This is a genomic window from Acaryochloris marina MBIC11017 (genome assembly GCF_000018105.1).
GTDB classification, from domain to species: domain Bacteria; phylum Cyanobacteriota; class Cyanobacteriia; order Thermosynechococcales; family Thermosynechococcaceae; genus Acaryochloris; species Acaryochloris marina.
Window position 1 is genome coordinate 1,121,397 of sequence record NC_009925.1, and the last position, 14,692, is coordinate 1,136,088.

Here is a 14,692-nt window from a genome sequence, read left to right on the forward strand (position 1 = left end):
GAGAATCGGCTTATATTCCTGATTTCCTGAGCTTTCGAAAAATCTATTTATACCTCCGTATCAATTCGGATCTCATTTTGTTGGATGCCCAGTTAAGGTGTAGCTAATGGTACAAGATACTTGACATTCATCAAGTTGAAAACAATGAGAGAAGTTGGCTATGCCATTCTCTCTATACCACTCACTCCCATCCATCACATATCATTTGTTGCAAATGTATCTAGTCCGTATTGGTAAAGTCCTGACTCAAAAAGGACTTATTAGTGACTTCCAATTACAACAAGCTCTCCAAATCCAAAAGCAGACTGGACAAAAGTTAGGTGAAATACTGATTCAGCAGGGTCATATTTCTCAACTTCAGCTGAAGCAAGTTTTAGTTGAGCAACGGTGTCGAAATTTCCTAGCTTGCTCTCTATTAACCCTCAGTACCCTTGGCCCCACTTTCTCTATCACACCTCCTCAATCTGCCAGTTCCCAATCTCCTGAGAACCAGAAAGTCTTGCGTTTAAAGCCTAAATCTAATGTTGGAGGTACTCTAAACTCCACATCCCAAGTATCTCAGCCAGATCCACTTCCTCTCACTATTGCAGCTAGCCATACCCCAACCGTCGCCACTCCCCTGAAAGGGTTTTGCCACCCTCTTAATGGAAGAGGATATCTATCTCAAGGAATTCGTGGTAAAACTCATCAAAATCGGATGGAATATGCTTACGATATCGCCAGTTCAATTGGTACCCCTGTTTATGCAATGCGAGCAGGGCGGGTAATCAGACTACAAGATAAATATCCAGACACGGGCGGAACCCGAGCGAATGCCTCCAGGTTTAACTATGTTTGGATCGAACATGAACATGGCTATCGCTCGGCATATGCTCACTTACAACAAGGTTTCCGACAACGGGTCCAACTTAAAGCTGGAGACTGGGTAAAAGCAGGACAACTTATAGGCTACAGCGGCAATTCGGGGTGGTCTTCAGGTCCGCATTTACATGTTGAAGTACAAAGCCAAGGTAGTCGAGCAAGATTTTCTCAAACTGTTCCATTTCAGATTTCTGGTTCTTGTAGCACATTAGCTCGTAAAGCTAGCTAATTTATCTATCTCAACTAAGATATTGGAATTGAGGCTCATGTATTTTAAATCTCCAATTTGAAAGAAGTTAGGTATTTTCAATCTTGGTAGAATTTAATAACAGCAAATTGGTAGATTGAAGCAACCTTTCAACACCCTCATTGTTACTTTTTTGGGTTTTCTTTGTTACTTTTGTGCAATTTCTTTGCTATATCTGTTCACTTTTTAAAAACTTGAGATAGAATGCTCGCAAGGTTTTGAGGATAACTCAATGAATAAAGGCGAATTAGTTGACGCTATTGCTGATAAAACAGGAGTAACGAAGAAGCAAGCTGACGTTACGCTCAGTGCTGCAGTTGATGTCATCATCGATGCCGTTAGCCATGGCGATAAAGTTACTTTAGTCGGATTTGGTAGTTTCGAACCGCGCGATCGTAAAGCAAGAAATGGTCGTAATCCGCAAACCGGCAAGAAGCTAAAAATCCCTGCCACCAGAGTTCCTGCCTTTAGTGCTGGAAAATTGTTTAAAGATAAAGTTGCTCCATAAGTTTAATCAAATCTCGTAGTTAAATAACTGACTGATAGCAGTTCCAAAGTATAGTTTGGATTCAAATCTTAAAACTAATCTGCTCAAGTTTTCTGTTGAGCAAATATTCGATCGGCATTGAAATTTTAGGTGCTCTCGATCACTCCTTTTACTCTCATTTTTTATGCCATCATTCAAAGCTCGGCTGAAATTTCAGCATTTTTTTGGTGGCTACAATTTAATTATCCTGTCTAGAGCTTGAATTCTGAAATCAAGAGTTCTAGCCTTAAGCTTTGGTTCACCTTAATACTTCATCTGGTGTACTATGCCCCACTACCTTTAAAGCCTAAGCACAAGGAAGCTTTCCCTATTCCTCCCTGTTCAAAGCTTCAATATACTTTCTGTACAAGGGCATCAAGCGAATCCCTGGATGACAGTAGAGTTTTTGTCCTGTATTGAGTTCCAGGACAGTTTAACCTCTTTAATTAAACGTCAGGTAATCAATGCATCCCTATGGAGAGTTGTGTTAGCGAGAAAGGACTAGGCAGTATCCGTTTGCCTAATTTCAAGAAGGTACATGTAACAACAATGCTTTCATCAAAAAGAAAAGAGTCACAACTTTCGGCATAATTCAATATACGTCTTTAAATAAGTCAAAAATAGAGCCGGTATGGCCTACATAAGCCTTCTATCCAGCTATCAATAAACTAACCTGGCTTCGATTATGGCTATGGACTGATAAAAGCTCCCGAATTATATGGCTTCTATGAGTGGCAATAATAGGGTGACAAAATAGTAAACCAAGGGAGCCGTAAATACGTAACTATCCGCGCGATCTAAAATACCGCCGTGGCCAGGAATGAGTTGCCCAGAGTCTTTGACTCCTGCATCTCGCTTCATCATGGATTCTGTTAGGTCTCCCAATAAACTGGCAACACCAATCAACAACCCCAAGGCTGCTCCAAGAAACAGCCAAAATGGCCAGATAAAGGTATTTGCACCAATGATAGCAACGGTCAGGCTACCTAAAACTCCGAATACTGCTCCTTCTACTGTTTTTTTGGGGCTAATATCTGATAATCGGGTTTTACCAAATAGCCGACCAAATGTATAAGCACCAATATCTGCAGCCCAAATACAACCAAAGGCAAGAAGGGTAATCGTTAATCCGACAGGCAGCAAATTGATGTTCGACCATTGTTCTGGCCAATATCCCCATAGGGGTAAATTGCTGGCTTCTGGCGTGCCCAATGCTCTTAATCTAATCCAAAAACTGGGTAGGTATCCCCCATAAAAGAGACCCAAGATTGAACTAGAAATATCGGAAATAGTGGCCAGTTTCGGTTGAAATAACAGATAAAAACAGATGAAGGTTCCCGCAACGGGTAACACCGCATCAGCCAGCATGCCGTTAATGGTGGCGGTGATCAACAGCAACTGGCTAACAATCATGGTAGTTTTGCCAGCTGGCCGGTTACCTTTGGCCCGAACCAGGTCAAAATACTCATCTTGAGCCAGATAGACAAGGATGCAAAAACCAAGGGTAAAGTACCATCCACCCAATAAAATCATGCCCAACGCTAGAACGATGGCAATCAGTCCACTAATGATACGAGCCCAAGGCATATATGTAGATTATTATTTCCCTCAGGGGTATTATCCTACGCCGATGTCTTTCTCCGCAGCTAGTTAAGCTGAGAGAAGATGCATAGAGGATAGCAAAAAGCATTCGATCTGGCGATATCCCAAAAAAAAAGAGTATTCTGAGGAACAGCTCTTTTCCTCATTCTCGTCATTTGAACTGTGGTCATCTGATGTTGATCGATGAACCCCATAATAGCTTGTGAGATCTGCGTGTGGGGTGATGTCTGCGGAACAGTTGAATCATTATGCTCCAAGTAAACAATGCGTCCCAATGTAACAACCATACAACCGAATAATATTTTGGACGGAGTCACTGGCGCGGTCTTTCGTCAGGAAGTGGCAGCTGCAGTTGAGGCGGGTGCCGATATTGTTTTGGTAGATTGCCAAGATATTTCATTTATGGATAGCTCTGGTCTAGGTGCTTTGGTCCTAGCCCTGAAATTTATTCGGGCAGCCGAACGTCAGCTCGTGCTTTGTTCGCTCAATCAGCAGGTTAAGACCCTTTTTCAGTTGACTGAAATCGCTCAAGTGTTTCAGATCTACGACAATCGGCAACATTTCGAACAAAGTGGGCTTTTAGGTTCTTGAAGTTCTAGTTTTCAGGCGGTACTTACGGAAAGACAACTTGCATCAGGGATAAATCATCTGTAAAGCGCTGGTGCTTACAACATATTTGTACTTGGTCCAAAATAGTTTCAATTGTGGGGGATCCTATTTGATGAAGCTGTTGGAGTACATGGGAGAATCCTTCTAGCCCCAGCAGTTGATTGTTGGTTTTAGGAATTTCATAAATCCCATCGCTAAAGATATAGAGAGTTTGATGTGGCGTGATGTTACAGCTCTGACTTTGATAGGTAAATTCTGCAAACATACCCAAGGGAAGTCCTGGTGTTTTTAAGGTCTGTACCTCTGGTTCTGATGTTGACATCAATAGGGCTGGCGGATGCCCGGCACTGGAAAATACTAATTCTTGACGAGAGCGATGATAAACCCCATACCAAATGGTGATGTATTTAGGGTTTTCGGGGCTCATGGTGAATCGTTGATTGAGAGCGTGCAACACTTCATGGGGATGTTGGTAATTGATGCCTGGGAATGCTTGCGATCGCAACATATTCAATATTGATACCGACGGCAAGGCTGCCCCCAAACCATGCCCTGACACATCCAACAGATACAAAATCAACGTATCTGGGGTTAACCAATAGTAATCAAAGCAATCCCCACCTAATTGACTAGATGGAATAAACCGGGACTGGATTTGAATCGGCGATTGTAAGGGGGCAGGCAAAATGGAACGAACATATTGGGCAGCCTCTGCCAATTCCGCTTCCAGCCTTTGTTTTTGTTCGTGTAAGTCCTGGTTTAAGTGATAGAGCCTCAGCCCTGCCCGCACACGGGCCCGCAGTTCACTCATATCAATGGGTTTTGTTAGAAATTCATCAGCCCCAGCATTCAGTCCAGCAATTCGATCTTCCAGATCAGATCGAGACGTTAACAAAATAAAAAAAGTGGCAGAAAGTTGTGGATTTGATTTTAATTGCTGACAAACACCAATCCCATCCAATACCGGCATCATCCAATCGCAGATGATTAAGGCAGGGCAGAGTTGCTGTGCCTTTGAGAGGCCTTCTTGACCATCGCTGGCGACAGTCACCTGATACCCCTGTTTTTCAAGTGTGCGGCGTAAGAGGAGCTGGGTAATGGGATCATCATCGATGATCAGAATTTTCACCATAGATGTTTCACAAGGCCATATTTGATCATCTATTGTGAATTTATTCGCAAGGGCGAGGGCTAATCCACACTGTTCAAGTTTAGCAAGGGGATAATCTCTGCTAAGAAAGCTAATGTTTGGCGGATGAGTTCCCTATAATTAAGCTAAAGTCGCCTGGTCGAATAACGACACCACTTCTTATGTCAATAGCCTTGGACCCATGCAATTGGAGAGATTGACCTCCTCATAGCAGATGCCAAAGCACTATCATCTCAGTGTTAATTCTGACCTCAATAACCTGCCTAAAGTTCTGGACTGGTTCCAACAGCTGCACCCTACTCGAGTCGCAGAACAAGAGTGGCTGGAATGCCAGATAGCCCTGGCAGAAGGATTTACCAACGCGGTGAGCCATGCCCATCAATCGCTACCGCCCACTACCCCCATTCAGTTAGAGCTGGGAATTGAGCTAGATCATGTGGAAATCCGCATTTGGGATCAGGGTCCCACCTTTGATCTACGCCAATATTTACAGCATCACCCTACCTTCCCCAGCCAAGATATGGGCGGTGGTCGCGGGCTACTGCTGATCAATCGGATTGCTGATAACGTTCAATATCGAAGAATAGACAACTGCCAAAACTGTCTTTCTATCGTTAAGTACCTGTCTTTGAATGAGCCCATCCACTAAGGATATTAAGCCTTGGATCGCTCTGAGCATCGGTAACTCCCGATTGCACTGGTTTTATTACGAAGGATCACATTTGGCTCAGACCTGGGACACCTGCCACATTGAGATGTCCCAAACAAGATTCCCTGCCACCTTGGAGGAGTGGCAGGCCTATTCCCCTGCCTTGGCCCATTGCTCTTCTACAGTCAATATGCCAGAGCTATGGGTTATCTCTGTTGTTCCATCTCAAACCTGTTTTTGGCAGACTTATCCCCGATCCATAGTCATTACTGCCACCGATATTCCGATTCAGTATCCTTATGAAACCTTTGGACTGGATCGAGCGCTTTCAATCTGGACTGCTGGTACCCTGTATCAATGGCCTGTCTTTGTAATTGATGCAGGTACTGCGCTTACCTATACAGGCGCTCTTACCCCTACAGACTGTTTAGGCGGAGCGATTTTGCCAGGTTTGGGATTGCAACTGCGATCGCTCTCACAATCCACGGCAGCGTTACCCACCATTGCCTTACCTCAAGACCTTCCCAGCCGATGGTCGCTGACAACCGATATAGCCATCCAGAGCGGTATTTTGCATACTTTGGTCTCTGGCATAATCGACTTTATCAGGGCTTGGTTGGAGCAGTATCCCACCAGTCAAATTGTCCTAACGGGTGGAGATGCCGAGACGCTATATCGCTATCTATTGCAAGCTTCTAAACCTAAAGCAGTACCAAAACTACTAGACCGGGTTATTTTACAGCCCCAACTCCAAGGGATAGGACTTCTACATTTACGTCAGCAGAAAAGTGATCGGTCGCTGCTTTTCTAGAGCTAGCGAATCACTAATTCACCTTGGAGGTAGTCTTGCAACTGCTGGGTATGATCATGACTTAAAGGCATATTCATCGCTTCATCTAGGGAAAAAGATTGCACTTCAGATATTTCATTTATATCGTTCACTTGCAATTTCCCTTCAACCTTAATTTCAAAAGCTAAACAAATGGAATGTAATCGTGGATCACGATCGGGGTCTGAGTATACCCCCACAAATCGTCCCATTGTTGTGAGTGATAACCCCGTTTCCTCATGGAGTTCTCTTTTGATACTTTGCTGAATATTTTCACCCCAATCCACCATGCCGCCCGGTAAGCTCCATAGGCCATTATCCCGACGTTTAACCAATACGATTTGTCCATCTTCAAGGATCGGCATTAAACACACCCCTAATAATGGGTGTCTAAAGAGAAGGCCCAGCACCGTCTGAACCATGTATGCGAAACGTTTCATAGTCAAAAATACAGAGGTAGGCTAGTTCACATAGTGAGGTGCGTTAGTATCCATCAAAAGACTAGAGTGCCTCCTAATATATCAAGGCAAATCTATAAAATTATGCATTAATCTTTTGTGCAAGAACTCCGTTTTAGATACTAAAAATAAACCTAAAAGAGAGTGAGTTTAATATCTACTTTCTCAGTAATTCTAAATCTTGCAACACATCTGTGGCGTGATCGGCAGCCTTGACCTTTCGATAAATCTTCGCTAGCTTGCCGTCCGGATCAATGAGAAAAGAATGTCGATAGATCCCTTCATATTCTTTACCCATAAACTTTTTGGGTCCATAAGCTTCATAAGATTTTGCCACATTGAAATCGAGATCGGAGAGTAATTGGAAAGGCAAATTTTGTTTATTGATAAATTTCTGATGGGATTTGGCGTCATCTCCGCTAACCCCTAGGATAACAACCTGCTCAGTTTGATAGGTCTCGTACTGATCGCGAAATCCACAAGCTTCTTTGGTACAGCCAGGCGTATTGTCCCGGGGATAAAAGTAAAGCACCACCCATTGTCCTCGAAAACGTTTAAGGTCAATGGATTCCCCATCCGCATTGGGTAAGGTGAATTCTGGAGCGTAATCGCCAATGTCCAATGTCATAATCTTCTGAGCGTAAAGAGAGCATAGAGAAACAGCCGGTAGGGCTAAAACCAAGTTGCGGATTGACAGCGGTTGAGCCTCATCAATCCCCGTTCCATTAGAATTATGCATTAAGACGAATAGGCTTAGGCTCCTTGATAACCAGTCCATCCTACGAGGCACCCTAACCGAACACAGCTCGTTCAAGACAGCGGTAGGATAAAGGAACAAGTCTCCGGTGATACTTAGTCATGACCTTCTTTCGCCAAAATATTGCTCCTTTTTTGATTGTTTTGATCTTTGTCGTAGCTTTGGTGGCTGTCAGCGCCAGAGCATTCTTGCCAGATGATATGGCGCAACCTGCTCCAGTAGAAGAAGGTATAAGCAGCTGGGCCTCCACAATGAACATTGATGGCTAAACAAGCCCTTCAGCGGTTTCTCAGGCCGTTGGTTCCTCTGAATTAGGTTTTAGGCTAAATCTTGGATAGAAGCTTTGTTTCGGGGTTCAATGCACGCTTAGGGACGAAGGTAGAGCAGTATTTATTACTGCAGTTTATGCAGCGGACTTATGAAGAACTCTACCCTGGGCACGATTATCAACATTTACGGGCTGTTATTGATCAATATTGGTCGACGGATACGCCCTACTGGTTGGTCACTCCTGAGCATAATGCCCATGAGTTTTTGGCCTGTTTATGGTTAGGAACGGCAGTTGATCAAGTCACAGGGGATGCTTATACCCATATTTTTATCCTTTACGTCGATCCTGAATATCGTCAGCAAGGCTTAGGGACCGCCTTATTGCAGAAAGCTGAAGATTGGGCTGCTCAGCAAGGCGATCAGCAAGTTGGCTTACAGGTGTTTACGAATGCCCATCCTGCATTATCGCTATATGAGAAGCTAGGCTATCAGCCTAAAGCACACTTGTTAGTCAAGCCCATTCAAACGCAATAAAGAGTTCGGTAGGCCATCGAAAGCTTTCCCTTAACCGTAATGAATTGGTAATGTTTGAATCCAGCACAGCTTCATCTAAGAAACAGGCCCAACTCGCAGCAGATTATTTAGCGTTACCCCCCTTAGATCAGCAGCTTGTCCAACTGCTGTCAGTAGCCTATGAGCCTATCAACCGTAGTGCCATTCTCACTTGTTTGAATCGTCAGGCAGCTGCAGACTCGGATTATAAAACCTGGGATTCCAAACTGCTGAAGCAACATCTTGAGGATTTGCTTGATCAAGGGATTGTATTGCAAGAACGAGGCCAAGGACCTCAGTGTCATCCCTTGCTGGCTGAGATCGCAACCCGTGATGTCATAGAGATGGGCAAATTTGAAACCCTTGCCCCCATTATTCAAGGGGTTGTGTCCGTTTATAAACCCTGGGGTTCAGGCCCCCGAAACTTTAGGAGTGAAGCCCAATTTCTGCGGGAAGCCCGAATTGGTTTTTATAGCCAGGATTTAAAGTTTTTCACTACGCAGCTCGCGGACTACCACAAAGGTTTTAGAAGACAAGACACGTTATCTCTGGATGATGTCATTACGATCATCTGCAACAACCCCTTTGATGCAGACTGGATTCAAACACTTCCCACTGACTTTTATGAGCTAGCCCTGACCAGTATTCTATCTAACAGTATCCTGGACTTATCCTCTAGTGAAGCGGCTTTTGAAGTACTACAGGAAGACTTTACAAACCAGAAGACTCGCTGTTCTGATTATTTGAAGGTGGTTTTAGCCGAGCAACTATTATTACGCAGCTATGTGGAGGAAGTCTCCTCAGTACTAGAGGCGATTGATGAAAAAAATCAGGATAATGCTGCTCCCTACTGGGGTTGGTTGGCCTTTCTACAAGGTGACACGGACCAATCCATTGACCTTTTCACCAGCGCTTTAACTAGATTACGGAAAACTAAACGTAAACGCAGCTATTACTTTACTAGTATTTCGGGGCTCTTTTTTATTCTGGCCTTGCTGCAGGAGGGATCATCAGAACAATTGGTTCAGGCCCAAGGCTATGTGCAGCATATGGTGCGTAAATCGGGTCATTGGTTACGAACCACCTATTCTTGGCTAGATAGTTTGATCCAGATCCAACAAGGAAATTTATCAACCAAGAAAACCTTACTTCAGGCTTCTCTTAGTCCTTACGAAAGACACCATAGCTTAGATATCTTATTCGGAGCCCTTTGCCAATATTGGGTTGATGCTGAAAAGGCAAAAAAATGGTTGCCCAGGGTTTTAAGCCCTCTTTGTCAGCAAGCCACGCAGTCCGGGTATCACTGGTTTGCGATGGAAACAGCAGAACTGATAGCCAAGCTGGAGACCGCAGAGGCTGACAATCCCTATCAGGCCCAAGCTCAACTCTTGCGGCAGGGAAGTGGTATCCAGCCACTGGTTGATATTGTGAGATCGCAAGAGTCGTGGGAGCTGTGCCTGAATGCCCTAGCGCATCTGCAACCAGAAGCCCCCGTCGTCCAAGCAGAACTACGTCTGGCCTGGTTTATCACCCTCTATGGTCAAACTTGGTTGCTGCAGCCCAAGGAGCAGAAAATGACGGCAAAAGGGGGGTGGAGTAAAGGCCGTCCCATTGCTCTGAAACGGTTGTATGGCAAGCCCGGTGAATTTAACTATCTCACTGCTCAAGATTTACGAGTTTGTAGCCAACTTGAAACCTATTCGTCCTATGGGTCCTATGGCTATTACAACAAAACAGAGTACCGATTTAGCGAGGAAGCTATCGTAGAACTAATCGGCCATCCCCTCGTCTTTTGGGAAGATGCACCCACGACTCGCGTGGACGTGGTCAAGGGGGAACCTGAACTATTAATCCAAAAACAAAAAGGAGACAAACTGGCCCTTACGTTTTCCCCAGCATTGAAGGCAAGTCAGACCCTGGTCGTTACGAAAGAAACCCCAACTCGCTTAAAAATTATTGATATCAAGCCGGAGCATCGCCAGATTGCTAATATTCTAGGGGAGAAAAATCGGCTGACGGTTCCCGGACGCGCAAAAGAACAGGTATTGGCTGCCATTGGTGCCGTTTCTAGCTTAGTAACGGTTCACTCCGATATTGGGGGTGGAGTTGCGAGCGCCACGGAGGTTCCAGCACAAGCTCTTCCCCATGTACATTTGCTCCCTGCTGGAGAAGGACTGAAGGTTGCCGTATTGTCCCGTCCCTTTGCGGAGGGAGGTCCCTACTATCCTCCAGGGAGTGGTGGCGAAACGGTCATTGCCGAAATTGAAGATCAGCGTTTACAGACCACACGCAATCTTGTTGAAGAGCGGCAACTAGCCAAAGCAGCAATTGCAGCATGTCCAACATTAGCGAAATTGACACCGCAGGATCATGAGTGGTTGGTAGAAGATCCAGAAGCCTGCTTGGAGCTTCTGCTGGAACTCCAGGATTTAAAAGAGTCTGCTGTGCTTGAATGGCCTGAAGGAGAGAAATTAAGTGTCAGGCATCAAGCGGATTTAGGGCAGCTTCAGTTACAGATCAAGCGTCAGCGAGATTGGTTTGCGGCAACCGGAGAGTTAAAACTCTCTGATGATTTAGTTCTGGATATGCAAGCCCTTTTAGCCTTGTTAGAGCAAACCCCCAGCCGTTTTATCCCCATTGGCGAAGGGCAGTTTATTGCCCTGACTCAGGAGTTTCGCAAACGGCTAGACGACCTCCGAGCTTATTCTGAACAACAAGGTAAGGGGTTGCGGTTTCATCCTCTAACCACCATGACCTTGGAGGACATGGTGGAGGATGTGGGCAAGTTGAAGGTGGACAAGCACTGGAAAGCCCATGTCCAAAAATTAAAAGACGTGCAAGCTTTACAACCCCAGCTACCCACGACCCTGCAAGCAGAGTTACGGGATTATCAACAAGAAGGGTTTGAGTGGTTAGCCCGACTATCCCACTGGGGCGTGGGGGCTTGTTTGGCAGATGATATGGGACTGGGAAAAACCTTGCAAGCTCTAGCAGTGATGTTGACTCGTGCCCCTGAAGGGCCTGCCCTAGTCATTGCCCCCACCTCCGTGGGGCTGAATTGGATCAGTGAGGCCCAGCGGTTTGCACCGACCTTACGCCCGCTGCAATTTGGAACCAGTCAACGACAAGAACTGCTCGATCAGCTTCAGCCCTTTGATCTGTTGGTGTGTAGCTATGGTTTATTGCAGCAGGAAGAGGTTGCTCAAATGCTGGCCCAGGTGAAGTGGCAAATGATTGTCCTGGATGAAGCTCAGGCCATTAAGAATATGACGACGAAGCGCTCCCAAGCTGCCATGAATCTCCAGGCTGAGTTCAAACTTTTAACGACCGGCACCCCGATTGAAAATCATTTAGGAGAACTGTGGAATTTATTCCGATTTATTAATCCGGGTCTCTTAGGATCAATGGAACGATTTAATCAGCAGTTTGCCGCACCCATTGAGAAAAGTCAGGACTCCCAAGCCCGTCAGCGGCTGAAGAAACTGATTCAACCTTTTTTACTCCGCCGAACCAAGAGCCAGGTTTTAGAAGAGCTACCGTCTCGGACTGAAATTACCCTACAGGTGGAGTTGAGTGAAGAAGAGATGGCCTTGTATGAAGCCCTGAGACGACAAGCGATCGCAAATCTTGCCGATAGTGATGCCCAAGCGGGAGCAAAACATCTCCAGGTTTTAGCAGAAATTATGAAGTTGCGCCGAACCTGCTGTAATGCCCAACTCGTGATGCCTGAATCGCCGCCTGCTAGCGCGAAGTTACAGCTGTTTGGTGAAGTCCTGGAAGAGTTACTAGCCAATCATCATAAAGCACTCGTATTTAGCCAGTTTGTCGATCACCTCAAAATTTTGCAGGATTACTTAGAAAAGAAACAGATTGCTTATCAGTATCTGGACGGCAGTACCCCAGCAAAGATCCGTCAGCTGCGGGTTAAAGCATTTCAGTCTGGAGAAGGTGAGGTCTTTCTCATTAGTCTGAAGGCGGGAGGAACCGGACTGAACCTAACAGCTGCCGACTATGTCATCCATATGGATCCTTGGTGGAATCCTGCGGTGGAGGATCAAGCATCAGATCGCGCCCATCGGATTGGTCAACGACGGCCCGTTACCATTTACCGGCTGGTTGCTAAAAACACGATTGAAGAGAAAATTGTAGACCTGCATCGGCATAAGCGTGACTTAGCGGATAGTTTGCTGGAGGGAACGGAAATCAGCGGTAAGATATCAACCGATGAGCTATTGCGATTAATTCAGAACGGTTAGTTTTAGACCTCTTGCATAATTCAACTAACGATGTGGTAGAAGACTTAAAATTCGAGTCAGATCGCGACATTTTTTGCGTAAGTAGCACATCATGAAACGAATATTGCAAGAGGTCTATTGTCATATCCGTCAGATTTGAACGCTGTTATTTAAAGATTTTGTATTGAAATAATATGAATCAATAAAAATATTTCTTGCGTTTGTTAATTTTTAGGCGTGATCCCCATCACTGAATCGCCTTTATAGGGAAAACTAGGGTGGTTAATGTAAGAACTAAACGCTTTTCCCGAAGTAAAAAATCGCCGTTCCAATCTGTGTTTGGCGACCTCGGAAGATACGCCACCAAGTTTCTACTAACATTATTGAGGTAGTGTCTATCAAATATTTCCTGTTGAGATTTCCAAGCTGTAGGTGCCCTTTATGATTACGGTAGGGCAGGGAATCGATAAGCCAGGAAATACAGACACTTCAGTCCCCAAAAAAGACCATAAACTCAGCTTTTGGCAGCTGTGGAATATGAGTTTTGGCTTTTTTGGCATCCAGTTTGGCTGGGGCCTGCAGATGGCCAACACTAGCAGTATTTTTGAACATTTAGGCGCCCGCGTTCATCAACTTCCTTTGCTCTGGCTGGCCGCTCCCCTAACCGGACTCATCGTACAACCTATTATTGGGTACTTAAGTGACCATACCTGGGGACCGTTGGGGCGGCGGCGGCCTTATTTCCTGGTAGGTGCGATCGCAGGTTCCGTAGCACTCATCCTGATGCCCAATGCCCCCAGCTTATGGATGGCAGTTGGGTTGCTATGGATTCTCGATACTTCTGCAAACGTCAGCATGACACCGTTTCGATCCTTTGTCGGAGATTTGCTGCCCGAAGAGCAACGTACCTTAGGTTTTACGATTCAAGGTATTTTTCACGGCTTGGCCGGGGTGATTGCCTCGGCTTTACCCTGGCTGCTACACCATGGGTTTGGGGTAATTGAATCCCAAGAGAACTTCCACACGGTGCCAATGGCCGTTAAGCTTTCTTTTTATATTGGCGCTTTAATTTTTCTGGGTTCAGTGGTTTGGACTGTTATTACGACGACTGAACTGCCCCCGGAAGAGTTTGAAGCAGCCCATCCACAAATGATTCAGCCCCATTCAAACGGTATGGTATCGGATATTGGTATCGCGTTACGAGAGATGCCTCTAACGATGCGCCAATTGGCTTGGGTGCAGTTCTGTAGTTGGTTTGGGATGTTTTGTGTGTTTTTGTATTTCCCACCTGCGATCGCACATAACATCTTCGGTGCGACTTCAGAAGGGACCTTACTCTACACCACAGGGATTGAATGGGCAGGATTATGTATTGCCATGTACAACGGCGTTTGCTGCCTGTTTTCCTTCATTTTGCCTAAATTAACCCAGCAAATTAGCCTTAAAAGAACCCATTCCCTATGTCTTATGAGTGGCGCCTTGGGGCTCTGTTCCTTGTTATGGATTCATAATCAATATGTTCTGCTACTCCCAATGATCGGGGTGGGAATTGCCTGGGCCAGTATGCTCTCTTTGCCCTACGCAATGTTGGTTAACGTCTTACCGGCTAGTAAAAGCGGTCTATACATGGGGATTTTTAACTTCTTCATCGTGTTACCAGAGATCGTGGCAGCCCTTGGCTTGGGATGGATAATGAGTCATATTTTTGCCGAAAATCGTCTAGCAGCAGTTATTTTGGGCGGTGGGTTTATGATGATTGCGGCCGTACTGACCCAGCGAGTGCAGACCCATCCAGAAACTGAGAACCCAGATTCAACTCAAAAGACTTTCGAGAGCTTAGTGAGCATGCATTAGTTGCTGTTGAGCCAAGGAACATTTAACAGCGCTTTATTCTCATTCTGAGTCCTCAATGACAACCCCCTTGTCTCCACTGGGCAAATATTAGCC

The 14,692-nt window shown here is 45.3% G+C and carries 13 protein-coding genes; 9 read left to right on the forward strand and 4 right to left on the reverse strand.

Annotation, left to right across the window (positions count from 1 at the left end):
• Nucleotides 1-214: 214 nt before the first annotated feature.
• Nucleotides 215-1,090, forward strand: coding sequence for a M23 family metallopeptidase (locus AM1_RS05110; protein ID WP_012161740.1), 876 nt, complete (start codon nt 215-217; stop codon nt 1,088-1,090).
• A gap of 250 nt (nt 1,091-1,340) precedes the next feature.
• On the forward strand, nt 1,341-1,616 hold the full coding sequence (locus AM1_RS05115) for an HU family DNA-binding protein (RefSeq protein WP_010468395.1): 276 nt from the start codon (nt 1,341-1,343) through the stop codon (nt 1,614-1,616).
• A gap of 732 nt (nt 1,617-2,348) precedes the next feature.
• Here the strand turns inward: AM1_RS05115 and AM1_RS05120 are convergent.
• Nucleotides 2,349-3,221, reverse strand: a complete 873-nt coding sequence (locus AM1_RS05120) for a phosphatidate cytidylyltransferase (RefSeq protein WP_012161741.1) — start codon at nt 3,219-3,221, stop codon at nt 2,349-2,351.
• A gap of 279 nt (nt 3,222-3,500) precedes the next feature.
• On the opposite strand from AM1_RS05120, the gene AM1_RS05125 reads away from it, so the two are divergent.
• Nucleotides 3,501-3,827: an STAS domain-containing protein gene (locus AM1_RS05125; protein WP_012161742.1), complete on the forward strand. Its 327-nt coding sequence runs from the start codon at nt 3,501-3,503 to the stop codon at nt 3,825-3,827.
• A gap of 22 nt (nt 3,828-3,849) precedes the next feature.
• Here AM1_RS05125 and AM1_RS05130 read toward each other — a convergent pair whose 3' ends face one another.
• Nucleotides 3,850-4,977, reverse strand: a complete 1,128-nt coding sequence (locus tag AM1_RS05130) for a PP2C family protein-serine/threonine phosphatase (RefSeq protein WP_012161743.1) — start codon at nt 4,975-4,977, stop codon at nt 3,850-3,852.
• A 232-nt stretch (nt 4,978-5,209) separates the two neighbouring features.
• Between AM1_RS05130 and AM1_RS05135 the strand changes: the two genes are divergently transcribed.
• Complete coding sequence (locus AM1_RS05135; protein ID WP_012161744.1) at nt 5,210-5,644, forward strand: ATP-binding protein; 435 nt, start codon at nt 5,210-5,212, stop codon at nt 5,642-5,644.
• On the forward strand, nt 5,628-6,455 hold the full coding sequence (locus AM1_RS05140) for a pantothenate kinase (protein ID WP_041659195.1): 828 nt from the start codon (nt 5,628-5,630) through the stop codon (nt 6,453-6,455). Before AM1_RS05135 ends, AM1_RS05140 begins: the two co-directional genes overlap by 17 nt.
• Nucleotides 6,456-6,457: 2 nt before the next feature.
• Here AM1_RS05140 and AM1_RS05145 read toward each other — a convergent pair whose 3' ends face one another.
• On the reverse strand, nt 6,458-6,838 hold the full coding sequence (locus AM1_RS05145; protein ID WP_012161746.1) for an NUDIX domain-containing protein: 381 nt from the start codon (nt 6,836-6,838) through the stop codon (nt 6,458-6,460).
• A 250-nt stretch (nt 6,839-7,088) separates the two neighbouring features.
• Nucleotides 7,089-7,559 (reverse strand): thioredoxin-dependent thiol peroxidase, encoded by a 471-nt coding sequence (bcp, locus tag AM1_RS05150; RefSeq protein ID WP_012161747.1) that lies wholly within the window; start codon nt 7,557-7,559, stop codon nt 7,089-7,091.
• A gap of 230 nt (nt 7,560-7,789) precedes the next feature.
• Here bcp and AM1_RS42030 point away from each other — a divergent pair, with 230 nt between their 5' ends.
• The 4 genes from AM1_RS42030 (at nt 7,790) to AM1_RS05165 (ending at nt 14,599) form a co-directional block, all read left to right on the forward strand.
• Nucleotides 7,790-7,957 carry a hypothetical protein gene (locus AM1_RS42030; protein ID WP_012161748.1) on the forward strand — a complete coding sequence of 56 codons (168 nt, stop codon included), beginning with the start codon at nt 7,790-7,792 and terminating at the stop codon, nt 7,955-7,957.
• A 61-nt stretch (nt 7,958-8,018) separates the two neighbouring features.
• Nucleotides 8,019-8,492, forward strand: a complete 474-nt coding sequence (locus AM1_RS05155; RefSeq protein WP_041659200.1) for a GNAT family N-acetyltransferase — start codon at nt 8,019-8,021, stop codon at nt 8,490-8,492.
• Between the two features lie 50 nt (nt 8,493-8,542).
• The gene (locus AM1_RS05160) at nt 8,543-12,766 is read left to right on the forward strand and encodes a DEAD/DEAH box helicase (protein WP_012161750.1); all 4,224 of its coding nucleotides are present in this window, start codon (nt 8,543-8,545) and stop codon (nt 12,764-12,766) included.
• 420 nt (nt 12,767-13,186) lie between these two features.
• Complete coding sequence (locus AM1_RS05165; RefSeq protein ID WP_238549169.1) at nt 13,187-14,599, forward strand: MFS transporter; 1,413 nt, start codon at nt 13,187-13,189, stop codon at nt 14,597-14,599.
• Nucleotides 14,600-14,692: the final 93 nt, after the last annotated feature.

Bases quoted from the DNA above. Each gene is read 5' to 3' on its own strand.
- AM1_RS05110 (WP_012161740.1), top strand. From the start codon at position 215: ATGTATCTAGTCCGTATTGGTAAAGTCCTGACTCAAAAAGGACTTATT.
- AM1_RS05115 (WP_010468395.1), top strand. From the start codon at position 1,341: ATGAATAAAGGCGAATTAGTTGACGCTATTGCTGATAAAACAGGAGTA.
- AM1_RS05120 (WP_012161741.1), bottom strand. From the start codon at position 3,221: ATGCCTTGGGCTCGTATCATTAGTGGACTGATTGCCATCGTTCTAGCG.
- AM1_RS05125 (WP_012161742.1), top strand. From the start codon at position 3,501: ATGCGTCCCAATGTAACAACCATACAACCGAATAATATTTTGGACGGA.
- AM1_RS05130 (WP_012161743.1), bottom strand. From the start codon at position 4,977: ATGGTGAAAATTCTGATCATCGATGATGATCCCATTACCCAGCTCCTC.
- AM1_RS05135 (WP_012161744.1), top strand. From the start codon at position 5,210: ATGCCAAAGCACTATCATCTCAGTGTTAATTCTGACCTCAATAACCTG.
- AM1_RS05140 (WP_041659195.1), top strand. From the start codon at position 5,628: ATGAGCCCATCCACTAAGGATATTAAGCCTTGGATCGCTCTGAGCATC.
- AM1_RS05145 (WP_012161746.1), bottom strand. From the start codon at position 6,838: ATGCCGATCCTTGAAGATGGACAAATCGTATTGGTTAAACGTCGGGAT.
- bcp (WP_012161747.1), bottom strand. From the start codon at position 7,559: ATGACATTGGACATTGGCGATTACGCTCCAGAATTCACCTTACCCAAT.
- AM1_RS42030 (WP_012161748.1), top strand. From the start codon at position 7,790: ATGACCTTCTTTCGCCAAAATATTGCTCCTTTTTTGATTGTTTTGATC.
- AM1_RS05160 (WP_012161750.1), top strand. From the start codon at position 8,543: ATGTTTGAATCCAGCACAGCTTCATCTAAGAAACAGGCCCAACTCGCA.
- AM1_RS05165 (WP_238549169.1), top strand. From the start codon at position 13,187: ATGATTACGGTAGGGCAGGGAATCGATAAGCCAGGAAATACAGACACT.